Source organism: Phycisphaeraceae bacterium (assembly GCA_019636795.1).
Taxonomy (GTDB): Bacteria; Planctomycetota; Phycisphaerae; order Phycisphaerales; family UBA1924; genus JAHBWW01.
Genome location: JAHBWW010000003.1, coordinates 38,798 through 62,053, shown reverse-complemented (window position 1 = coordinate 62,053; position 23,256 = coordinate 38,798). Strand labels below are relative to the sequence as shown.

18 protein-coding genes and 1 tRNA gene are annotated in these 23,256 nt (G+C 60.6%); 14 read left to right on the top strand and 5 right to left on the bottom strand.

Features of this window, described 5'->3' with window-relative positions:
* Positions 1 to 12: 12 nt before the first annotated feature.
* The 8 genes from KF757_06450 to KF757_06415 all read left to right on the top strand — a co-directional run bounded on the left by KF757_06450 (position 13) and on the right by KF757_06415 (position 12,215).
* Complete coding sequence (locus tag KF757_06450; protein ID MBX3322613.1) at positions 13 to 786, top strand: hypothetical protein; 774 nt, start codon at positions 13 to 15, stop codon at positions 784 to 786.
* Between the two features lie 78 nt (positions 787 to 864).
* Positions 865 to 2,319: an exodeoxyribonuclease VII large subunit gene (gene xseA / locus KF757_06445; protein ID MBX3322612.1), complete on the top strand. Its 1,455-nt coding sequence runs from the start codon at positions 865 to 867 to the stop codon at positions 2,317 to 2,319.
* A gap of 10 nt (positions 2,320 to 2,329) precedes the next feature.
* Positions 2,330 to 2,566 carry an exodeoxyribonuclease VII small subunit gene (locus KF757_06440; protein MBX3322611.1) on the top strand — a complete coding sequence of 79 codons (237 nt, stop codon included), beginning with the start codon at positions 2,330 to 2,332 and terminating at the stop codon, positions 2,564 to 2,566.
* A gap of 9 nt (positions 2,567 to 2,575) precedes the next feature.
* Entirely contained in the window at positions 2,576 to 4,009 is a 1,434-nt protein-coding gene (locus KF757_06435; GenBank protein ID MBX3322610.1) for a prepilin peptidase, read from the top strand.
* Positions 4,010 to 4,114: 105 nt separating this feature from the next.
* A complete protein-coding gene (locus tag KF757_06430; protein MBX3322609.1) occupies positions 4,115 to 4,738 on the top strand; it encodes an OmpA family protein in 624 nt (207 codons plus the stop codon).
* A gap of 96 nt (positions 4,739 to 4,834) precedes the next feature.
* Positions 4,835 to 4,908: transfer RNA gene (locus tag KF757_06425), tRNA-Val, on the top strand.
* A 364-nt stretch (positions 4,909 to 5,272) separates the two neighbouring features.
* A complete protein-coding gene (locus tag KF757_06420; protein MBX3322608.1) occupies positions 5,273 to 8,149 on the top strand; it encodes a protein kinase in 2,877 nt (958 codons plus the stop codon).
* Between the two features lie 124 nt (positions 8,150 to 8,273).
* A complete protein-coding gene (locus KF757_06415) occupies positions 8,274 to 12,215 on the top strand; it encodes a VCBS repeat-containing protein (GenBank protein MBX3322607.1) in 3,942 nt (1,313 codons plus the stop codon).
* 31 nt (positions 12,216 to 12,246) lie between these two features.
* Here KF757_06415 and KF757_06410 read toward each other — a convergent pair whose 3' ends face one another.
* A complete protein-coding gene (locus KF757_06410) occupies positions 12,247 to 12,825 on the bottom strand; it encodes a sigma-70 family RNA polymerase sigma factor (protein ID MBX3322606.1) in 579 nt (192 codons plus the stop codon).
* Positions 12,826 to 12,847: 22 nt separating this feature from the next.
* On the bottom strand, positions 12,848 to 13,510 hold the full coding sequence (locus tag KF757_06405; protein ID MBX3322605.1) for a MotA/TolQ/ExbB proton channel family protein: 663 nt from the start codon (positions 13,508 to 13,510) through the stop codon (positions 12,848 to 12,850).
* Between the two features lie 98 nt (positions 13,511 to 13,608).
* Here KF757_06405 and KF757_06400 point away from each other — a divergent pair, with 98 nt between their 5' ends.
* From KF757_06400 to KF757_06385, 4 genes are all read left to right on the top strand, one after another.
* Positions 13,609 to 14,505, top strand: a complete 897-nt coding sequence (locus tag KF757_06400; GenBank protein ID MBX3322604.1) for a polyprenyl synthetase family protein — start codon at positions 13,609 to 13,611, stop codon at positions 14,503 to 14,505.
* 77 nt (positions 14,506 to 14,582) lie between these two features.
* Positions 14,583 to 16,583 carry a 1-deoxy-D-xylulose-5-phosphate synthase gene (dxs, locus tag KF757_06395; GenBank protein MBX3322603.1) on the top strand — a complete coding sequence of 667 codons (2,001 nt, stop codon included), beginning with the start codon at positions 14,583 to 14,585 and terminating at the stop codon, positions 16,581 to 16,583.
* A 10-nt stretch (positions 16,584 to 16,593) separates the two neighbouring features.
* Positions 16,594 to 17,466, top strand: a complete 873-nt coding sequence (locus KF757_06390) for an NAD(+)/NADH kinase (GenBank protein ID MBX3322602.1) — start codon at positions 16,594 to 16,596, stop codon at positions 17,464 to 17,466.
* The gene (locus KF757_06385) at positions 17,463 to 18,374 is read left to right on the top strand and encodes a serine/threonine-protein phosphatase (GenBank protein ID MBX3322601.1); all 912 of its coding nucleotides are present in this window, start codon (positions 17,463 to 17,465) and stop codon (positions 18,372 to 18,374) included. The genes KF757_06390 and KF757_06385 overlap by 4 nt, the downstream gene beginning before the upstream one ends.
* A 6-nt stretch (positions 18,375 to 18,380) precedes the next feature.
* Here the strand turns inward: KF757_06385 and KF757_06380 are convergent, their stop codons facing one another.
* The 3 genes from KF757_06380 to KF757_06370 form a co-directional block, all read right to left on the bottom strand.
* Entirely contained in the window at positions 18,381 to 19,148 is a 768-nt protein-coding gene (locus KF757_06380) for a biotin--[acetyl-CoA-carboxylase] ligase (GenBank protein MBX3322600.1), read from the bottom strand.
* Entirely contained in the window at positions 19,145 to 20,056 is a 912-nt protein-coding gene (gene nadC, locus KF757_06375) for a carboxylating nicotinate-nucleotide diphosphorylase (GenBank protein MBX3322599.1), read from the bottom strand. The genes KF757_06380 and nadC overlap by 4 nt, the downstream gene beginning before the upstream one ends.
* Before the next feature lie 62 nt (positions 20,057 to 20,118).
* Positions 20,119 to 21,318, bottom strand: a complete 1,200-nt coding sequence (locus KF757_06370) for an FAD-dependent monooxygenase (protein MBX3322598.1) — start codon at positions 21,316 to 21,318, stop codon at positions 20,119 to 20,121.
* Positions 21,319 to 21,704: 386 nt separating this feature from the next.
* On the opposite strand from KF757_06370, the gene KF757_06365 reads away from it, so the two are divergent.
* Positions 21,705 to 22,340 (top strand): hypothetical protein, encoded by a 636-nt coding sequence (locus tag KF757_06365; protein ID MBX3322597.1) that lies wholly within the window; start codon positions 21,705 to 21,707, stop codon positions 22,338 to 22,340.
* Between the two features lie 87 nt (positions 22,341 to 22,427).
* The gene (locus KF757_06360) at positions 22,428 to 23,084 is read left to right on the top strand and encodes a hypothetical protein (protein ID MBX3322596.1); all 657 of its coding nucleotides are present in this window, start codon (positions 22,428 to 22,430) and stop codon (positions 23,082 to 23,084) included.
* The last annotated feature ends 172 nt before the right edge of the window (positions 23,085 to 23,256 follow it).

Genomic DNA, 23,256 nt, shown 5'->3' with positions numbered 1-23,256 from the left:
GGAGAAAATACGATGCTGACTCTTGCACTTTTGACCGCCATGACCGCGATCCCCGCTGCGATGCCCAATGACAACTCGGCGATTGTCCTGCCCGAGCAGGTGACCTACATCACGCCCGCGCTCTATGAGCAATGGGACCCGAAGGTCGATGACGCTGTGGTTGCGACATTCCCAGGCCGTCATGTCAACCCCGAGCGCGTTCGCCTCGACCCCGAAGGCAAAGCGCCACAATGGCTCATCGTCCGCCATCGCGACGGACTCTTCGGGATCGACCCGTTCACGGCCCTCCCGACCAGAATCGACAACAACACCATGCGGCAGATCTTCAAGCCTGTCAAATATGGCACCACTGGGCCCACCGTTACTCTTGACACCGATCAATCGCTCTATGGCTGGCGTCGAACCGAGCGGACCGAAGAACTCTTCCGCGCCCTCGAAACCGCTCGCGTGCTCTGGCTCAAGAAAAGCGGATACATCGGCAGCGTGCGCTCATTCTCGGGGGATCCTGCCAAGACTGAGGCCTCGACCGAACTTCCCCAGCCCCGCATGATCATCCCGGTGCCCGACGACAAGCCCCGCACCAAGCCGATGGAGAGTGTGGAGAAGTCGACTTCCAGGTCGATCGTGCTCAGCGGCGACGAGCCCGTGAAGATTTCCCTCCCTGATTTGGGGATCTCGGCCGAAACCCGCGACCGCGTGGCCGCCCGCAACGAACGCGCTGCCAAGCAGGCTGAGACCCAGAAGCAGGCTGTGGCCCAGAAGAAGACAGACCAGACGGTCGAGTAACCCAGATTCTCCCCATTTCGCCATCTCGCGGCAGCACGAGCGAGACGTCGGCCGGTCGGTGTGCGATACTGCACACCAATGACCGGCCGATTGCCTTTTGATCCCGACAAGATGGCCAGGCCTCGCCCGCCGAAGGACGATGTGCTGTCCGTCTCGGCTTTGGCCCAGCGGATCGACACTGCACTCAAACAAGGGATTCCATCTACGGTCCGAGTTCGAGGCGAGATCAGCGGGTTTCGTGAGCGCACCCATTGGTACTTCGACCTCAAGGATGCCGATGCCGTGGTCAGTGTCGTCATGTTTGCATCCGCAGCCGCCAAGACCGGGGACAAACCGCAAAACGGTCAGGAAGTCGTCATCGGAGGCCGCATCGACTTCTACGCCCCACAAGGCAAGGTCTCGCTGATCGCAACGTCGCTCCACCGCCTCGGGGCGGGGGAACTCGAACTCCGATTCCGGCAACTGTGCGAGGAACTGCGCGGGCTTGGGTGGTTCGCGCCGGATCGAAAACGGAAACTGCCGTTGTTTCCGCGTCGGATTGCGGTGGTGACAAGCCGCAGCGCGGCCGCGCTGGCCGACGTTCTGGATACCGCTCGCAAGCGCATGCCTGCGGTGGAACTTGTGCTCGTCGATGTGCGGGTGCAGGGGGCGGGAGCGGCCGAGGAAGTCGCAGCCGCGATTCGCAGTGTCGGGCGCAACGCCACCCGCCTGGGTATTGATGCAATACTGGTCACCCGTGGCGGCGGATCGATGGAAGACCTCTGGGCGTTCAACGAGCGGGTGGTCGCACTGGCCATCGTGGAGTGTCCGATTCCTGTGGTTGCTGCGATCGGTCACGAGACGGACACCACAATTGCGGAACTTGCTGCCGACGAACGCTGCGCGACGCCTACTCAGGCCGCCATGCGACTCATTCCGGACCGGGTGGAACTCCTTCGGCAGGTGGACGCACTGTCGAGGCGTGTGCGCACGGATTTGTCACGGCGGGTTGCGTTCAGCCGCAGGCATGTGGAATCACTGGCGACGCGGCCTGTGCTGGCGTCTGGGGCCGGGATTGTGGCCCTTCGCCGGCGCGATCTGAACGCACTTTCGGGGCGGCTTGTCGGGGCAGCACGAGCGATGGTCATGCAGCAAGCACGCGTGCTTGACAACAAGGAGAGGGTGCTGGCCCGGGCGATGCCCGAGGCTGCCCGCGCGCGACAGGTCGATCGATTGAAGTACCTGTATCGTCAGTTGCAGCGTGGGATGAATCTGGCGTCTGAACAGCAGAGGGTTGAAGGGTTGGGATTGCTGCTGGAGGCGGTGTCGCCGGTGCGGGTGCTCGACCGCGGGTATTCTCTGACGCTCGATGAGCAGGGAAGAGTGGTTCGGTCGGTCGCGCAGATCACCCGCGGGCAGATCATCGAGACGCGTTTAGGTGACGGGTCAGTGCATTCGGTTGTCCGTGGGCCGGGGCCGGCAAAGGCGGTCAGTCGGGCCAAGTCGCAAGAAGATGAGGGGCCTCAGATGGACCTGTTTGCCACGCCGGAGTAAGGTGAGTCCCATGTCCAGAAAAGAGCAGGCGCAAACCGATGTTGAGACGATGGCCTACGAAGCGGCAGTCGCGGAGTTGGAATCCATCGTCCAGGAAATCGAGACCGGAGAGATCGGGCTCGAAGCGTCGATCAAGTTGTACGAGCGGGGGACGAAACTCCTCAAACGCTGCCGGGCGATTCTCGGCGTCGCGGAGCAGCGTCTGGAAGAGTTGGACAAGTCGCTGCTGGATGTAGACCCGGAGTAAGAACACGCAATGGACCAGTTGAGCCTGATGACATTGCTTCCGACAGCGACGGCACTGGTGTTTATCTTTGTGTACGGGGCGTGCGTCGGGTCGCTGGCCAACGTGCTGGTGTATCGCCTGCCTCGGGGGCTCAGCGTGGTCAGGCCCGCCTCGCGGTGTCCGTCGTGCCAGACGAAACTGACGTGGCGTGAGAACATCCCGGTCCTGGGGTGGATTCTGCTTCGTGGACGGTGCAGGTTCTGCAAAAACCGAATCTCTCCTGAGTATCCGCTTGTGGAAGGGTTTGTCGGGTTGTTGTTTTGTGTCGTGTATCTGCTGTTTTATGCGCTGCCTTCGGGAAATCTTTTCGGATTGACGTTCAGCGTGCTTCAGCCGGAGTGGGCGGAAAATGGGCTGCTCTGGACATGGCCGATGTTCGTGACGATTCTTGTGCTGCTCGGGTGCCTGGTGGCGATCACGCTGATCGACGCGCGTACAGCCCAGATCCCGCTGGTACTCGTCTGGGTGCCGGCAGCCACAGCCCTTGTGCTCCATGTCGGGCACGCGGTCTGGATTCAGGTCAAGCACGGCAATCCGGGTTCGCGCCTGTCCAGCGGCATGGGGTGGCGGCTTGAGGATGGCGTTCGGTGGGTGACATCGCCCGGCGAGGTGTGGTCGATCGCATCATCCGGCGTGCACGGCTGGGGGTTTGTGGGTGCAGCGGCTGGTGGAACCATCGGACTCGGGCTTGCGCTTGTGCTGCTCAAGATTGGGCTGATCCGGCGGAGTTTTGCCGACTACGAAGAGTGGGAAACCAAGGCCCTTGCCGATGCGCAAGCGAAAGAAGGCGTGGAGAGCGACACCGAATCAGTCACAGAATCTGGGGGAGAAGATCAACCCAGTGCACAGGACGCGGATTTGTGGATTCAGTATCCGTACGCTCGCCGGGAGATGCTTAAGGAAGTGGCATTTGTTGCCCCGCCCGTCGCGCTGGGGGTGCTGGGGATGTCGCTCATGCCGCGATTGATCGAGCAGATGCATGGGCCTTGGAAACAGGCGAACGTGTTCTCCCCGATGATGGTGCCACCGATCGATGTCCCGCTCTGGCTCGCGGTGGCCAGTGGGGTGGCGATGGGGTACCTGATCGGGGGGGGAGTGGTCTGGGCGGTACGCATCCTTGGCTCACTGGCTTTTGGAAAAGAAGCCTTGGGGCTCGGAGACGTCCACCTGGTGGCAGCGATCGGTGCGTGCCTGGGATGGATTGATGGGGTACTCGGTTTTTTTGGAGCGGCTTTTGTTGGATTGGCTTGGACGATTGCAGGATGGGCGATGGGCGGGCGCGTGGCGAGGACGCTGCCGTATGGGCCGTACATTGCGATTGCGAGCGTGATGGTGCTGCTTGGGAAACCGGGCGTCGAATGGTTTTTGAGTAAACTTGCTGGAATGACGATCAATCTGCCGTAATTAGGTGAGGCGGGCGAACTCACACGGTGATACAGTCAGTCCCTGCACATTTTCTGGAAAGGCACGGAGGTCGGATCGATGATGAACAAGCGGAAGGAACGAGTCATGAAGCGAGTCGGTCGGGTGGCGTGCCTGGCGCTGGGTGTAGCCATGGCGATGGGCATGACGGGGTGCAAAAAGGTGCGGCAAGCGGACTATGACGCCGCCGTGGCCGAGAATACCGAGTTGCGCGAGAGACTCGGCGAGGCGCAGGCTTCGCTTACGGAAGTGAATGAGCGCAACCGCGAGTTGACGTCGGCCAATCAGCAGTTGCTGGGCGACAACCGTCGAATCATGGATGAGGGGCGTGGCGGAACTGATTTCGGTGCTACAGGAGGCGGGCGCGAGGTCGTGATTTCGATTGCTGGCGATGTGCTGTTCACGTCCGGCCAGGTGACGATCACGGCAGAGGGCAGGCGGCAACTCGATCGCATTGCCTCGAATCTGAACTCGCAGTACGCGGGGCGGACGATTCGGGTCGAGGGATACACGGACACAGACCCGATCCGCAAGAGTGGCTGGCAATCCAATGAACACCTGAGCGCGATGCGGGCTTTGGAGATCGAGAAATATCTGGTTTCGAAGGGGGTTGACAACAACCGGATCTACTCGGCGGCATTCGGGGCGTCGAAGCCTAAAGGGACCAAGGCTGCGAGTCGCAGGGTCGAGATCGTGATCCTGGCGAACTGAAACTGACATAACAGGCGCCTAAATGGCGTCTGTAAGTGGTCGAACAGCCCGGAACAGGGCTATATTGATCGTCGGTTTCGCAGAGACTGACGAGTCGGGCGATTGGCGCAGTTGGCTAGCGCGCCTGCATGACACGCAGGAGGTCACAGGTTCGAGTCCTGTATCGCCCATTAGCATTGCGTTAGGGCGGCTGGTCAAAAGCCGCCCTTTTTATTTTTGTGCCATTGCGTTGTGAGGCCGGGTTACTGCAGGTTGTGAAGCTCAAAGGCGAGCGTGCATGAACTTTTTCTTGAGTTCTTTTGCCCGTTTGCACAAGATAGTCGAGAATGCCGCTTTTACCTGTAGGACGTGCTCTTTCTCTTAAGCCGAGTGATGCGAGGCGCGAGGATCCCCCGCAATGCATCATGATACAAGGCGTTGGGATTGAGCATTTCTGATATGACGGGTGAGGCCACTGACGTTGCCACGCAAGAATCTTGAATCGGGAAAAATGGCGAGTCCAATGCAGGCACACTCAGTATGCTGGAGAGCCTTATGACCAACCTCACACCAACGCAGTTTGCCCTTGTTCAGCGCGTGTACCTTGAGTCGCTGGATGTGCCGCGTGAAGAGCGGGAGTCGTTTGTGCGAGAGCAACTCGGGGCTGAGCCTTCGCTTTTGGGGGCGTTTCGAGCGCTTCCGGACCCGACGGAGATCCCCACAGCGTTTCTTGAGCCCGGGGTCATGGGGATCAATGCGGCGTCGAAGTTCAAGGATGATGATTCGAAGTGGCGTGACCCGCTGAAGGTCGGGCCCGACATCGGACGCTTCCGCCTGCTGAGTCTGCTTGGTGAAGGCGGTTTTGGCATGGTGTATGAGGCTGAGCAGACTGAGCCGGTGCGTCGGCGCGTTGCGCTCAAGATCATCAAGCCGGGAATGGACAGCCGGGCGGTGATCAATCGTTTTGAAGCCGAGCGGCAGGCGCTGGCGCTGATGGATCATCCGTGCATTGCCAAGGTGCTTGATGGCGGGACGACGGGCGCCGATTCGGGGCATCCGGGTCTTCCATTTTTTGCGATGGAACTGGTGCGTGGCGATCCGATCACCAAATTCTGCGATCGCGAACGGCTGACGATCGAACAGCGACTGCAATTGATGGCTCAAGTCTGCGATGCAGTGCAGCACGCACATCTCAAGGGCATCATCCACCGCGACATCAAGCCGAGCAATGTGCTTGTCGCGTTTCAGGATGGCAAGCCTTGTCCGAAGATCATCGACTTCGGCATCGCCAAGGCGATAGGGCATGGGCTGAGCGAGAACACGCTGTTTACGCAGCGCGGGCAATTGATCGGGACGCCTGCATACATGAGCCCGGAGCAGGCGGAGATGTCGGGCGTGGATATCGACACACGCACGGATGTTTACAGCCTGGGTGTGCTGTTGTATGAAGTGCTGACGAGTACCCCGCCGTTTGATCCGGAGTCGCTGCGTTCAGCGGGCTATGCCGAGATGGTGCGCATCATTCGCGAAGTGGAACCACCGAGGCCGAGCACGAGACTCGGAACATCGACGAAGATCGGCACGGCTGCGGTGGACGCGGCGAAGATTGCGCGTGCTCGTCGCATGGAACTGAGTTCGCTGACCAAGCAGTTGCGCACGGATCTTGACTGGGTGGTGATGCGGTGTCTTGAGAAGGAACGTGACCACCGGTACATGACCGCGGGCGAAGTGGGAGCCGAGTTGCGAAGGATTCTGGCGCATGAGCCTGTGAACGCGGGCCCGCCGAGTCGGCTGTATCGCACTCGCAAGTTCGTGCGGCGGCATCGGCAGTCGGTGGTGTGGGCAGGATCGCTGGTGCTGGTTGCGGGGACGCTCGGCACACTCAATATTGTGCAGTATGTCCAGAGCGAAGCACCGCGACGAGAACTAGATCGTCAAGGCATGACTGCTGTCGAACGCGCGATAGAAGCGGTGGCATTCACGAACTCATCGGGCGAAGGGTCGGCGGTGGCTGACGGATTGCTGCGTGATCTGCTGTCGGCATTTGTGGCCAACGTGGAACTTTCGCAAGGGAGTGCGGCCAAGGGCTATGAGCGAGTGAGCCAGAACGCGCGAAAGTTGATCGCGCAACCGACACCTGTGCAGATAGCGATGCGCGAACAACTCGTGCAGGCGCTTCTGGTACATGCAGAGGTGCTGGGTTCGCTGCGCACTCCTGGCCCTGGAATGCATGATCTGGCGAGGCAGTCATATCAGCGTGCGATCCAAGTCGCCGAGACGACGACGGGGAACGAACGTTCAGTATCAATGCTCATTTCGCTCGCTCAGGCGCAGAGTGGACTTGGCGACATGCTCCGGGCGACTGATTCTGCACAATCCGAGCAGGCGTACAGCAGAGCGAACGACGTGCTCAGCACGATTCCGGTCGCAGAATTGGCCAAGAAGCCGGAGCTCCTGCGGTGGCGATCGCGGGTTGCGCGTGATATGGGCGTCGTACTCATGCGCCAGTGCCGACTCGAAGAGGCGTCGGCGATTATCGATCAGGATGTAGCGGCACGACGGATGCTGCTGCTGGCAACGCCTCGGGGGACCGAAGACGAGTTGCGCGCTCGGCGCGATCTCTCGGTCGGGCTTTTGACTCGGGCCGATTTGATTGCACTGCGAGGCGACCCGTTGGCTGCAGTGGCGGAGGCTGAACAGGCGCTCGACCTGCGTGAAAAGTCGCTGGCGGAGTTGGTTGCGAGCACCTTCGAGAAGAAGAACGAGTGGTTGCCGACGTTCGAGCGTGATGTTGCGGTTGCACGTCTCCTGCTCGCGCCTTTGCTGACTCAGGCGGGGGATCTCCAGAGCGCTCGGGCTCAACTCGAGGCTTCGTATCGCTGGCTCAATCAGGCGAGGAATGCAACGCCGGGTGATGTTCGTGCGACGCTCACTGCTCTTGAGGCAGAACTGCAACTGGCGGAGGTTGCGGTCGAGTTTGGGGATGCAGGTGCGGCTCTCGAAGCGGGGCAACGTGCGGAATCGACATTGGGTGATTTACTGAATTTGAGCCCTGATCATGATCGCGGATCAGAGTTGAGCGCGAAGGCTGCCTGTGTTATTGGACGTGCTTTGATGTTGTCTGGTCGGAAGGTGGAGGGGGCTTCAGAGTTGAAAGCTGCAATCACCCGGGCGGAGCAGTTGCTGGTTGACGATCCGCAGCGCGCCGAGTTTGCCCGGCTCTTGGTTTCGGTGTTGCAACATCATGCGACATCAGTACTTCGGGCTGCTGCATCGGGCGAAGTGTCACGTGAGGATTTGTTGATTGCAAGGACGTCAGCGACAAGAGCACTCGATGTGCTTGCCGACTGGGAAGGGCGTGGGGGGCTATGCCGCGTACCTTCGGACACTCGATCGAGACTTGAAAAGATCATGATTCAAACGCGAGAGTAAGTTGTCGCCTGTGTCGCTTGTGTGTTCATTCATGCAAGTCGCTGGCGCGATGTTTCTTGCAATGAACCGATCCGTCTGTTACTCTCCTACTGCTCAACGCTTTAGGGGAAACGGAGAGAACACAATGCGATCATTCTGGACCAAGGTTGGTGCACTTGCGCTCACCGCGAGCGTCGCGGGGATTTGGACGTTTGCACAAGATGTCCAAGCTCAGTGCGAGATCACGAGTCTGGATTCGTTTCGACCTGAAGCCAGCGAGTTCGGTCGCGGCGTGGCGGTTGCACAGACTTTCATGGCTGTGGGTTCGCCGCTCAACCTGATTTCAGGCCGATCGACTGGTGCGGTGTATGTGTACTCGGGCGTGGCAGATGAGCCTTGGAACTGGAGCCTGAGCCAGACGATCACCGTCAACAGCATCAATGACAACGAGGAGTTTGGCTGGTCCGTGGCTGCGAACGATGAGGTTCTCGTGGTTGGCGCCCGTCGCGGCGATCTTCTTCCATCGCCAAGTAACAGCAACACGGGGCGCATCTACATATACAAGCGCAATCAACAGGGATTGTGGGTGCTCAGCGACCTGCCGGTGCCCCTGACTCCACAGCAGAACGAGCGTCACGGACATGCAGTTGCCATCGATGGTACCACAATCGCAGTCGGATCGGACAACTACAACCAACCGAACGGCGTTACCAATGGCGGACGAGTGGTAGTCTACGAACTGGCGGAAGGTTCGACCGATCATTGGGTCGAGTCGCAATCGATCAGCCCCGCGGGGCTGGTGCAGACATCTCGTTTTGGTTCAAGCGTCTCGATCAAGGGCAATACGCTGATTGTTGGCGCGCCCGGTGACAATGCGGTCAGTGGCGGGACATCTGGTGCTGCGTATCTCTATACGCGCAACTCGGTCAATCCGAAGCAGTGGGATTTTGTGGCAAAGTTGGTCCCTGCGACACCGACGAGCACCTCCGGCTTTGGTGTATCGGTGTTTACCGATGACATTTCCCTCGCTGTCGGGGCGCAGCGTGAGACATTCACGGGCCTGTCGACGCAGACCGGTGTTGTCTATGTGTATCGTCGCAATCTACCGGGGACTGGCGCGTGGATGACGGGGAGTCCAGTTCGAATCGCGCCGCCTGCGTCGGTAGGTAGTTTCAGTCAGTTCGGCGTTTCGGTATCGATCAAGGATGATCTGCTGCATGTGGCGGCGAATCGGTTTCCTGGAGGTCCGACATTCAATACCGGTCCAAAGCGTGGGGCGGTCTTTCTGTATGCACGCGAGGCTCAGTCTCAGCAATGGACCTATCGAGTCACCCTGACGAAGTCGAATCCTCAGGATAATGAGGAGTTCGGGACGTCGCTAGCAGTGCGTACGCCATTTGTTGTTGGCGGAGCGTTTGCGCGCGAGGGTGGCCGCGGCGCAGTCAACGGATTCCTCGCTGCCCGTGACATGCCGAGCTGCGATGACGACACAGTGTGGGATTTGTGCGAGATCGCTCAAGGTACAGCAATCGACTGCGATGGGGATGGAATTCCTGACGGTTGCGCGCTGGAAGCTGGCGAGCCTCCGATTGCGGTCTGGACAGCGGAATACAAGGGAGTGTTCTCGGATCCGAACAGCTGGTGTGCAGATATACCGACTCCGTCGCACAAGGTGATCTTCAGGCATCCGACGCCTGACGGGCTGCCAACTGAGTTCATCACGATTACTTCTGCGACGGTTCGTTCGATCAATGTGCGCAAGGCCGAGCCCATGCTGATCTCGGTTGCGGGAAGCAAACTCCGCGTGATTGACCAGAACAATGCGTTCTTCAACGGGCGGCCGGTGCTCGTGGCCACAACTCCGGAGCATGCGAGGCTGGACCTCTTCGCGGGCCAACTCGAAGTTGGCACCCCGGTGGACCCAGGTTCGCTTGTGCTTGCGCCGGTGGTGGGATCGTCGGCGTCCATGCGACTGAGTGAGCCGAGCACGCAATTGAACGTCAGCAACGTCTGGCGCGTTGGAGAGAAGGGCCCCGCGTCCGTCAGCATTGCGCGTGGCGCGCACGCTCAGCCACGGTATCTCGAGATCGGATCACTCGAGTTCGCTGGCGGGTCTGGGGTGGTTGCGCTTCCGAATCCGGACGATGTCAACACCCCTGCGTCGGTGCTTACGGTCGAGGCCATCGCTACGGTTGCACGCGGCACGCTCGAACTGGAGAATCGTGCAGTATTCGTAAGCCCTAGAACGAACATTGAACGTGACGGCGTCGTGCGGACAGACGCGACATTGCAATCCGATGTTTTCAATTTCGGTCGGCTGAGGCGTTTGAATACGATCGGTCAGATTCGAATTGAGGGCGCGTATCAGCAAGTAGAAGGTTTCGGTCAGGCAGCAAGGCTCGGGCGGCTGGAACTGAATCTGGGTGCAGGCGGTGGTCAACCGCATGATTCGCTCTGGGTGCGTGACAATGCGCGTCTGCGTGGGGGGCTGATCATCAAGGCCGAGCCTGGATTCGATCCACCTCTCGATTCGGTCATCAACATTATCCAGGCCGGTTCGCTTCCTTCAGATCGATTCATGGTTGCGAGTTTTCCAGCTCTGCCCGGGCAGAAGTACTTGCGACTTCGATATGACGAAATCACCAAGCGAGTGGACTTGCTGGTCGATGCGTTGGCCCCGAATGCAGACACGAGTTTCGGCTCTTGGCAAGGGTACACGTTTGACGATGCAGTCACTGCTGGCGCGCTTGGGCGATTTGGTGTAGATCGCGGGGGAGGACTGCCTGATCTTGCAGCCACAGCGCCTGGGGCTTCGTCCGACATCGACCTTGGCGGTTATCTGTTTATTTGCCCGAATACCGGTGCGACAGGCGCGGAGGATCAGCGCTTCGGGCAGGCTGTGAACATCGCAATCGAGAGCGATCCGATTGCCATTGCTGTGGCAGATTTCAATGGCGATGGAGTCGATGACATTGTCGTGATTGATCGGGCCCGTCGACTCATTCAGATTTTGCACAGCATCAACATCGATGGTGAGCTCCCGACGTTCAGCCGGCGAACGTTTGACGCCGGGATGTCAAACCCTCAAAGCGTTGCGGTCGGCGACTTTGACAACAACGGACGGTTCGATGTGATGGTTGGAGGCGACAACAACGGCACAGCGCGTATTTTTACCATGCTCAATCTGGGTTCTACGGGGACAGTTTGGAACGGGCTTGGCTTCAGCCGATCGCTTCCGAGCACAACAGGCTCATTTGTGCGTGCGGATACCGGCGACCTCGACAATGACAAGCGGCTGCCGTTCTGGATGTGGGGGCTGCAAAACGACGACGGCAACAGCGAAGTCGTCATCATGCGCAATCTGCAAGGTGGACAGTTGGCATCGTGGAGCGGATTCCAGATCGAATCACGCATCGATCTGAACTTCCTGGCTCTGGCGGCCGACACTGGTGATCTGGATAACGACAAGATCCTGGCTCAGTCGCTCGATCTCATGTTTGCCGGAAGCAATGATGGAGAGGGTGTGGTTGCCACGTTGATCAGCAATGGCAACGGGACCTTCGGACCTCCAGCGCTGATCTCGTTTGGTGGGCCGGTCGACGCACTTGTCATTGCCAATCTTGATTCAGATGACGATCTTGACGCTGCGGTGATCGTCGATGATCCTGATAGGGGGCGCATTGTGCAAATTTTGCGCAATGATTTCGATACGGTTGAAAGGCAATTGGCGTTCACCGTGGCGGATGCGCCGACTTCAAGCGGGATCCCGCTGTATCTGTTTGCCGGTGACGTTGACAACATCGGTGGTGCGGACCTGATCATCATCAACGACCCATTGCCTCCGGGGGGGCTGCCTGTGCCGCGTGGTGGGCTGCCGGACATAACGCTTCTGCCGTCGCTTTCGAAGGGCCTGCCACCATGCCCTGCGGATGTGAATGAGGACGGGGTGCTCGATTTCTTTGATGTACAGTTGTTTCTGCAGTGGCTTGCGGCGCAAGATCCGCGTGCCAATCTCAATGGAGATGGATTTATCGACTTCTTTGACCTTCAGTTCTTCCTGGGCTTGTACAGCGCCGGATGCCCTTGAGTGGGTGTGGCAAGAGCCGATAGAACGGGGTTCAGAGCGTTGCGTTCGGATCGGAGTTGTCGCGCAACTGAGCGGCGAGCCATGCCCGCGCCATGAGCCAGTCACCATCGGCAGTGCGTTTTGAAATGCTCAGCACGTCTGCGGCCTCCTGTGCGGTGAGGCCGGCAAAAAATCGAAGTTCGACCAGTTGTGCCTGTCGAGGGCTGAGCAATGCAAGTCGTTCGAGGGCGTCGTTGAGTTCGACGAGGTCGATACCGCTGCGATCGATCATGGCATCGAGTGGTTCGTGCTGATCGCGTTTGAAGTCTCCACCACGTTTGACACGCCCCTTGGTGCGAGCGTGGTCCACGAGCAATCGGCGCATGACCTGCGCCACAACGCGAAGAAAGTGTGCACGATTCTCGAACTGCAACGCGTCTTTGCCTGCCAGACGCATGTAGGCCTCGTTGACTAGAGCGGTTGCCTGAAGGGTGTGATCCGAGCGTTCGCTGCGCATCTGTCGGGCTGCGATTGTTCGCAGTTCCGACTGGACGATCTCGAAGAGTTCGTCGGCTGCAACAGCGTCGCCTTCGCGGGCACGCTCCAAGAGTCTGGTGATGTCTCCGGTCATGGAGGCGATGGTAGCAGGGCAATTAGTCGCGATGGTCTGAGGCCGGCGGGGAGTTCGTCTCCCCACGGAGGGCGGCAGCAGCGGTGATGGCTTCGAGGCGACTCAGGCACCGTTCGGCTTGGCTCCGCGCCCATACATACGGAAAGAGCGTCATCAGCGCGACCAGCAATCCGAACGCAGTTGTCAGCAGCGCTTCTGCGATGCCTCCCGCGACCGCAGCCGGATCGGTGACTGGTCCTTCGGCACCGAGCAGGCGAAAACTGTCGATGATGCCCGTGACCGTCCCGAGAATGCCGAGCATGGGGGCTGCGGTGATGATGGTTGAAAGAGTGTTGGAAAAGCGTTCGATCGTTGAACGGTAGCGGTCGATCATTTCGTGTGCCACAGCCGCGACATAAGCCTCCTCACGAGGCGTGCTGCCAAGTGTTGCGACAAGATCACGCGCGAACATGGCGTACACCCCGCGTTCTGGCACAAGCGAGGCTGCCTGCCTGGATGCGGGTTGGTCGCGCAGAATGGTGAGAACGCGTGCCAGTCGGCTCAGGCCCGCTCGCCCGTGCGTGATGAGCCAGAAGATTCCGCGCTCAAACGACAAAGACAGCGAAATGACGCTCAGCGCCAGCAGCGGATACATCGCCCACCCGCCGGTTTCGAAAAGCAACCCCGTCTGCTGCAACCAGTTCATGGCGAGATAGTATCTTGCTTGGGCATGCGATGCGTCCGAACCATATACTCGCTTTTGAGAGGATCTTCGAGGGCAGGCTTGCAGGTCATGGAGGATCAATGTCGAAAAGTCGAGATGTGGATTTCGTCCATGAACTGCTCGCGGCTCCGCGCGACGAGATCGACCGATTCCTCGCGGCGATCGTCGAGGGTCTGTCCTTGCCTGCGATTCTGACCGATGCGATCGCCTATGCGCTGCTTGATGGCGGCAAGCGTCTGCGCCCGATCCTCGCGTACGTCTGTGGGGAGGCAGCGGGTGGCGATGGCGCTCAGACGCTGCCCGCCGGAGCGGCTGTTGAACTGATTCACGCGTTCAGCCTGGTGCATGACGACCTGCCTGCGATGGACAATGACACACTGCGCCGAGGTAAACCGACGCTGCATATTCATGCAGGCGAAGCCCTGGCCATACTGGCAGGGGATGCGATGCTTGCTCTGGCGTTCGATGTCATCCGCAAGTCATCGCTTCCGGACGCAACCCGGGCTCGATTGATCGGCGAACTTGCGGATGGCACCATGGGCATGATCGCGGGGCAGGTGCATGACACGCTCGGCGGGTTCGGGCCTGACCAGTCCGAACTCGAAAGGCTCCGGCAGATTCACTGGCAGAAGACCGGAGCCCTGATTCGGGCTTCGTGCAGGATGGGGGTCATCGCGGTCGGTGGGACCGAGAACGCGCTTGAGGCTGTGACCGGGTACGCCGAATCAATCGGGCTGATGTACCAGATTGTTGACGATCTGCTCGATGTTGAACAGCCGACTGAACACACGGGCAAGCGCACTGGTAAGGATGGGCAGGCTGGCAAACTGACCTATCCCGGAGTGCTTGGAGTGGAAGAATCGAGGGTGGAAATCCAAAGACTGACCGATGAAGCAGCCGCGTTCGCCCGGTCGCTGGGGCCTTCGACCTCGACCCTCATCAGCCTTTTGGAGTATCTTGGCGGGCGGACTCGATAGGACCGTGACCGATCAACATAAAAGTTTCAGGAATCTCTGAAACCGAACACCGTCGTGCGAACAATACAGGCGTGAATATGCTCTCAACACTCACAAGCCCGGCTGACCTGCGCACTATGTCGCTGGCGGATCTTGATCGACTCGCTCAGGAGATTCGCGAAGCGATTATCTCTCAGGTGCAACAGACCGGGGGACACCTGGCTCCCAATCTGGGCGTGGTCGAACTCACGATCGCCATGCACCGGGTCTTCGACTTCGCTCACGACCGCCTGCTCTTCGATGTCGGGCACCAGTGCTACCCGCACAAACTGCTCACCGGTCGGGCAGGCATGCTCGGGAAGTTACGGACGCGCGAAGGCATGGCGGGGTTCCCCGAGCCTTCGGAATCGATTTACGATCTGTTCCGCGTCGGGCACGCTGGAACCGGCATCTCCACCGCCGTTGGGATGGCGCGTGGCGATCAACTTCGCAATGAATCCTTCCATCCGAAAACCAACGCGAGCGGGCGCTGCGTCGTGACGCTCATCGGCGATGCGTCGATCGTCAATGGCGTGGCGATGGAAGGCCTGAACAACGCCGGGACACTCAAGCGGCAGTTCCTCGTCATTCTCAATGACAACGGCATGTCGATCTCGAAGCCGCAGGGCGCGATCGCGGGCTATTTTGATCGCGTCCGCGTCAGCCACACCTATGGCGACTTCAAGAAGGGTGCCAGGCAGATTCTTCGGCATATCCCGGGTGGGTCCGTGCTCGGAGAAGCCTACCACCGCGCTGGAGAAGCGACCAAGGCGCTGGTGAGCGAAGATGCGTGGTTTGAAAAGTTCGGGCTACTGACGGTGGGCCCGATCGACGGGCACGACCTGCCGACGCTGATCGAGTTTCTGACCGAAGCCCGTGATATGGATCGTCCGATGGTGCTGCACGTCAAGACGATCAAGGGGCGAGGATTGGATGTTGCGGAAGAGGACGCGACGATGTTCCACTCGCCCAGCCCGTTCCGTGTCGAGCGGGCCGAATCTCTCGGATGTCGTATCGAGATCCGATCCTCCGGGCGATCGTTCACCAGTGCGTTCGGCGACGCGCTGATCGACATCATGAGTCGCGATGATCGCGTGGTGGCCTGCACCGCAGCGATGCCTGACGGCACCGGTGTAACCAAAGCCATAGAACAGTTCCCCGATCGGACTTGGGACGTAGGCATCTGCGAATCGCACGGCATGGACATGATGGCAGGGCTTGCCAAGACCGGCATGCGTCCCTTCTTTGCCGTGTATTCGACGTTTCTTCAACGCGCATTTGATCAGGCGTTTCAGGAGGTCGCGCTCCAGGGCCTGGCGGTGCGTCTGTGCCTCGATCGTGCAGGTCTGGTCGGAGGCGACGGGGCGGTACATCATGGCTTTTGCGACATTGCCCTGCTGCGCACTTTGCCGGGCGCAGTGCTGATGGCGGCGATCGACGAGCCGAGCCTGTGCGCTTCGCTCGAGTTCATGCGCGAGTATGACGAGGGCTTGACAGCTGTGCGCTATCCGCGCGATGATGTCAGCGCGATGCTCTCGACGCATGTCTGCCCGCCCTTCGAACTTGGAAAGGCTCGATGCCTTACGCCAGCACTCGATGTACGCAACGGCGCCAAGCCCGATGTCATTGTGCTCGGCTTCGGCACACCGGCGCTCGACGCGCTGCGGGCGGCTGCCGAAGTCGGTCCTGAGTACGCAGTAGCGGTCTACGACGCACGCTTTGCCAAACCTGTTGATGCGGACCTCGTGCACGCTGCAGTCGCGAGCGGACGACCGGTCATCACCGTCGAGGACCACAGCACGGTGGGGGGCTTCGGGTCGGCCGTCATCGAGGCCGCGACCGAGATGGGGCTGAGTGCTGCTCTGTGCACGCGACTGGGCCTGCCCGACTCGTGGATTCACCACGATTCGCGTTCTTCTCAGTTGGCCGAAGCGGGGATCGATGTCGCAGGCATCGCTCGCGCGATCCGCGAGGCCATTGACCGGCATCCAATGGGCAAACCACCAGCGTCGATCGTCCAGACCCGCCCCGCGGGAACCCCAAGCCAGACTCGTTCCTAGGAGCGTTCCGATGTCCCGCTCGGTACTGGTGATCGTGAACCGAACCAAGCCGGACGCTGCCGCAGCGCTCGAGAGCGTGCTTGCGCTCGTGCGCGCTCACGGCCGGGTGGCCAGCGTGCTGGCTACAGGTTCCGATGAACCACTGCCATCGTCAAGCGAGGTTGATCTGGTCGTTGTGCTCGGTGGTGATGGCTCGTTGCTGTCGGCGGTGCGACGATGCCTGCCGCTGGGCAAACCGATGCTGGGGGTGAATCTTGGCCGCGTCGGTTTCATGGCCGGATTTGAGATGACTACGCTGAGCCAGCACGCGGCTTCGCTCTTTGGCGATGCGCCTCTGCCGCTTCGGCAACTCCCGATGCTCGGTGCGAGCGTGACCAGCGCGGGCGAGCGCGAACCCCGCTTCGAAGCCATTGCAGCCAATGAGTTCGTGGTCACCGCCGGTCCGCCGTTTCGCATGATCTCTCTGGCCTTGTCGATCGACGGCGAGCCTGGACCGGCCGTCAGTGGTGACGGGCTCATTGTTTCCTCGCCGATGGGTTCGACCGCGTACAACGTCAGTGCGGGCGGCCCGATCGTGGTCCCCGGCGTCGAAGGTGTATGCATCACCCCGATCGCTGCACATTCGCTTTCATTCCGTCCGATCGTCGTTCCGACCTCCAGCCGCATCGAACTGCGCATGGATCGCGTCAACGACAGCGACGAAGGCGGCACAACACTGGTCGCCGATGGTCAGAGGCCGCACCGCATTCACGCTGGCGATCGCGTCGAGTTTCGCAGCACGCATCAGCAGGTTCAGCTTGTCATCGACCCTGACGTAAGTTACTGGCAGACCCTGCTTGGCAAAATGCACTGGGCCGCCGCGCCCAAGGAGCGCACGCGATGAAGGACAACATTCCGCAGGACTGCCTTCGATGCGACGCCGGCCCGCTCACGCTCAGTTGCATGGATATCTGGGGTGGTGTTGATGCGGCTGACCAACAGTTTTCGACGCCCGGGCTCGATGTGCATGTGCTCAGCGAGCCGTACAAGGGGGATGCCGAGGGTGGAGACGTGTATTACCTCTCGCTGTGCGGCTCTGGGAACATCGCGCGCATGGCCCTTGCCGACGTTTCGGGCCATGGTTCGGCCGTCGGCGAGATTGCAACCAGGCTCCGCTCGATGATGCGCAAGCACATCAACACGCCGAATCAGGCCCGCTTTGCGCAATCACTCAATGAACAGTTCGGGCGCATCTCAGACTCGGGCGTCTTTGCCACAGCCGTGCTTGCGACCTATTGGGCGCCGACCGATCACTTGATCCTTGTCAACGCCGGTCACCCGCCGCCGCTTCTGTATCGCGCTGACCAGGGAGCATGGATGGCGTTGACGGCTGCAACCCCGGGCGTCGTGACGAGCGATGCCTCGGCGGTGGGGGTGCGCAATCTGCCACTGGGCATCATCGAGCCCACCGGATACGACCAGTTTGCGGTTCATCTTGACCCTCACGATCTCGTGGTGCTGCACACCGACGCGCTGATGGAAGCACGTGATCGCAGGGGGCGGCAACTGGGCGTAGAGGGGCTGCTGCGCGTCGCTGCCGAGGCCGATGGGTCGCGCAGCGAGAACTTCGGTCGCCGCCTCATCGAAGGAGCGAGGGCTCACGCGGATGATGAGCCCATCGGTGACGACAACACGCTCATCGTCCTGCATCACAACGCTGCCAATCCGCCTCCGATGACCGTCAAGGAATCCGTCCGCACGCTCGGTCGCATGATGGGGCTCGTCGGCCCGAGCGCCGCTTCACGGGCGTGACGCGCATCAGTCCCATTCGATCAGCGTCGCGACTGCTGCATTAAGTACTTCGATCTGCCCGTCATCGAGCGCGATGACAATCGCTCCGGTCGGGTCAATCTCGCGCACGATGCCCGACACACGCCGCGTGCCCTGAGCAAAGGTTGCTCTGCGGCCGATCAGCATCTCGCGCTCGCGCCAGTATTTGATCAAATCGTGATCGGGAGTCTGAAGGCAGCGTGGGAGATGCCGGGCAAGGCTGCACATCACATCAAGGCGGCTGCTCGTTGAGCCCAGAGCCTCCAGCGAAACCGCCAGGCCTTGCAGGTCCTGGGGCCATTCGCGTTCGAGCACGTTGATGCCGATGCCGATGCATGCCAGATTGCTGCGCACCTCGACGAGCGCGCCCGCGAGTTTGCGCTGAGCATCCGGTTCGATGACATCGTTTGGCCAGCGCACGCGGCATCGCCGCCTGCCGAGGGCTTCATCGCACGCCGACGCGGCCGCCAGGCCTGCAGCGATAGGCAAACGCCACGCCTGGCGTGCGTCGTGCGGTACGCTGATCACGCACGACATGGCCACGCCGCTGTCATCGCTCTGCCACGCGCGCCCCAGCCGCCCGCGTCCGCAAGTCTGCCGACCGGCCACAACCACCAGACCAGGTTCGGTGGCGGCGGCAAAGGCGGCGTCCTGTGTGCTGCCGGTTTCGGTCAGCACCCGCACGCGCCGTAGCACATGGCCATCGAGCGCGGCCTCGATCGCGTCGTGCCAGTTATGCAGTGTCTGGTCGTTCATGTGGCGTCAAGCCCGAGGTCGGTGCTGATCGCGCTGTGCGTCAGCGCCCCGACGCTGATGCGATCAACGCCCGAGCGCGCGATGCCCGGCACCGTGGCCAGTCGCACACCGCCCGAGGCTTCGAGCACCAGCTCAGGCTGATGCGCGCGGCGCAGTGCTGCGGCGGCCGCGAGCCCATCGAGCGAAAAGTTGTCGAGCAGCACGACATCGATCAGCCCCGGCTCGACCGCAAGCACGCGCTCGAACTGTTCGAGCGTGTCAACCTCGATTTCGAAGAACCAGTCCGGCCCGCGGCGTGCTTCGGCCCGCGCGCGGCGCGATGCGTCCGCGACCGCCTCGCTCAGATCGAACCCGGCCGCAATCGCAGCACCGGCCAGATGGTTGTCCTTGATGAGCACCGCCGAGGCCAGGCTCATGCGATGGTTGTGCCCGCCGCCACAGCGTACCGCGTACTTCTCGAACACACGCAGCCCCGGCGTGGTCTTGCGCGTGTCGTAGATCTTTGCGCCGCCGCCAGCTTGTGCAACGTACGCCGCCGTCAGGCTTGCCACGCCACACATCCGCCCGACCAGGTTGAGCAGCGTGCGTTCGATGCGGGCCAGCGTCTGCTGCGGGCCTTCGAGCGTGAGCAGCGCGGCTCCGGTGCCGAACTCCTGTCCATCGCTGATCGGCGTCCGAACGATCACATCGCGCGCGTCAAAGACTTCGAGCAGCATCGGCACAAGGGCCAGCCCCGCTGCAACTCCGCTCTCTCGCGCGACCACGGCTGCTCGTCCATGCGAGAGCGGATCGAGAAAGATAGATCCAGTCAGGTCTGTACCCTGCGGGCCGAGATCTTCATCGCGGGCCAGTTCGAGCAGCCGCCGGGCAAGCGTGTCATGCGCACGATTCCATGCGATGGGGTTCATGCTGAGCATGGTAGAGGCGTTGCGGTCGCATAGCGCCGGGCAGCGTCGCGAACCGCCAGGAATCAGCCATCGGCAGGTTCGAGACTGATTCTGCCCAGCGCGCCCGTCGCCACACCCAGAAGCGACGCCATGCCGATGGCGCGAGTCGGCCCCAGGCGGCACAGCGGCCCGAGCAGCGCATCGCGCGCAGCACCGATCAAGGGCCAGTCACTCTGGAACGCGATCGTCAGGTGTCGCGATGCGAACTGATAAAAGCGGACATGCCGCGCCCGTGCCGCGGCATATTCGACAAACGCCCGCTCCGGTTGCGGATGACGCTCGATCGCGCGGGCCAGTGTTGCCGCGTCGAGCAGCCCGAGACTGGCTCCCTGTCCGAGTTGCGGGCTCATCGCATGTGCGGCATCGCCGATGAACACGATGCGTCCTGTCCAGGGCCTCCGCAGCACCACGTCGCAGTACGATGCGTAAATCAGTTGCTCGGGCCCGCTGATCTGCGACAGAAATTCCTGTGCAAACGGCGCGAGACGTTCAGCGTCCAGGCGCCACCGCGCAAAGTCGAACGCGGCCGGGCCATTCCAGTCGCGCCGACGGATGCTCCAGAACATGCTCACCAGCGGCAATCCATCCGCTGTCAGTCGCCCTGAAGGCAGGAAGCCGATCATTGTTTCGGTGCCGCGATACACCTGGCACAACTGATCCGTCGGCATGTCTCCGGCGGCAGGCCCGACAAACCACAGAGCACCCCACGCTTGCTCCCGGTTTCGGCGCACGATCGCTGCGCCGCTTGAGGTTCGTGTGCGACTGCGCGCCCCATCGGCCGCGACCACGAGATCGAAGCACCCGCAGTCCTGATCGACTGCATCAAGGAGCGTGACGCCCTGCGGGCTTGACATGCAGCGGGTGATCTCGACGCCCAGCCGCTGCGCTGCGCCCGATGCAGCGACGGCTTGATCGAGCAATGCCGCGAGGGCTGCGCGGTGCACGCCGCGTCCGACCGAGCCCGCGTTCAAGTCGTCGCTGCGCAGGTCGAGAACAACTTTGCCGCGATGATTCGTGCCCCGGAGGCTGCGGATCGGCGTTGAGAGTTGTTCAAAGGTGTCGGTGCAGCCGAGCGTCCGCAGCACCGACTGTCCCGGGAGGCTCAGGAGCAGGCCCGCCCCGACAGGTCGCAGCGCTTCGGCCCGCTCGAAGAGCGTGACGTCATGCCCGCTGCGTGCCAGCAGCGCGGCACCGGCCTGCCCGGCTGGTCCACTTCCGATCACCGCGATTCTCATGCGGCAGAGGGTATCGCCAACCCCGGCGTGCGAAGCGGGCAGGCGTCAAACCCATTATCGATCAGGATGCCGACTGTCCTGCCCTTCGCGTTTTCTTTATGTTGCCAAGTCTGCGGAAGATTCTGAAAAAGTCTCTGCAACCGCGCTCGAATTCTGGCTGTATAACTCATGGTGCCGGTTCTCGGCACTGGCGTCGTGGGAACGATCAACCGCTTTCCCGACGTGGCCTCTTTTCGGATGTTCTGGCCCCATGTGTGGGCCTCACGGGCTGGCCCCCCGTCAGAAAGAGCACCATTCACCTGCACATTTTCTTTGTAGTTGTCGCTTCCACTTGTGTTCTGCGCAAGTTTGCCGACAGAAAGGCTGTTTCCATCATGCCGAACGTATTTCTTAAACCCTACAGCAAACTCCTCCTTGATCCGGTTCCACGTTTGATGGGTTCGGGTTGCGTTCCCCAGATTCCTGGCATCGTTCTCGCTTTGGCATTGAATGCCGAGGAAATCAGCAACGGGCTGTATTTCCATACCTTTGATGGGTCCGTGCGTCGCGACGGATCGAGTAACTACTTCGGGTTCGACTTCGAGATGCGAGGGACCAAGCGCGACCTCCAGGAGATGGCTAGATTGATTCGCCTGCGCCAACTCCTGACGCACGAAGACCCCGAGATTCTTGGCGTCATCGGCGCATCGATGAAAGTGGTTCGGATGCAACCTCGCGAGCACAAGTGCATTTGTGCGACGATTCGCACCGAAGATCAGGCTGGAATTGTCCGAGAATTCTGCCGCGAAGTTCTCGCCGAGCAGGGCACGCTGCATTCCATTCACTGCGACACGGCCAATTCGGGGCTCTATCCGGGAACTCCCGACTTCTTCCTGCGCAGCGTCGCTGCGTTCGCCGATGCGGAATCGGCCTTGATGGCGATCGACCGTATCAAACTCCTGCCGTATCGCGAAGTGTTCGCGGCACCGCTCTTTGCCGACCCATCGCGCGGTAACTTTGGTGAATTTTAATCCTTCTTGCGCTCGGCTGCAAAACCGTGGCTGGGCGCATTCAGTTTCGATTCCCTCCCTCACTCTGCTTTGCTGGAGGTATGTGCCATGGTGATGATCTCTCGCCCACGCTTGTACAACGCCCGTATGGTCGGAGATGCGCTGTATGTCGAAGCCAAGACTCATGCGTGCTACGGCCTCATCGCGAACACCGTCGCCAATCTCTGCGACAACTATCCGGGATTGTTTTTTCGGGAGTTGAGGGGCTATGCCATTCATAGTCTTTCCAACCCTGAAATTGGAATCGATCTGGTTCTCTTTCACCCACAGCCACGCACACTCATGGCAATTAAGCAGTTTATCGTCAATAAGGACCACAACGCCCGCCTGTTGTTCAGCACACAAAACCGAGAGCGACAGAAACTGCTCAAACTTCCTCTTCCCAAGGCGGTTTCGCAGGCATGGAATGTTGACCTGACTCTGTTTACGCGCGATTGCTCCGGCATTGTGCTGGCCGTGACGCAAACGATTGCAAAGCACTATGCACTCTTCGACTCCATGACGGGATGGACCGAAGATCTGCGCCGGGACTTGAACATGCCCGAGCCCTGGTTCACATTACGCAGTACGATTCTCTGCAATTCGCAGCAAGCGGCCGACTCTCTGGCTCATGATTTGCGAGCACTCGTTACACGGAAACACTACAAATACGTTCGGGCTGATGTACGTCCGCCCTTGTTTGATCAGTTGAAAGGGGATAGATAGGTTGGCTCGCACGAATCATCCGGCTGGCGAGTGATGTCGCGTCGGAAGCCGATTCAGGTCGGTGATCGATCAACTCCCCTATCGAAGAAGCGAACCAGTAGAGGCTGTCATGGTAGAATCTGCCTGCGTTTACGCTGTGTCGTTCGCAATCGATGTTCACAAAGATTCACGA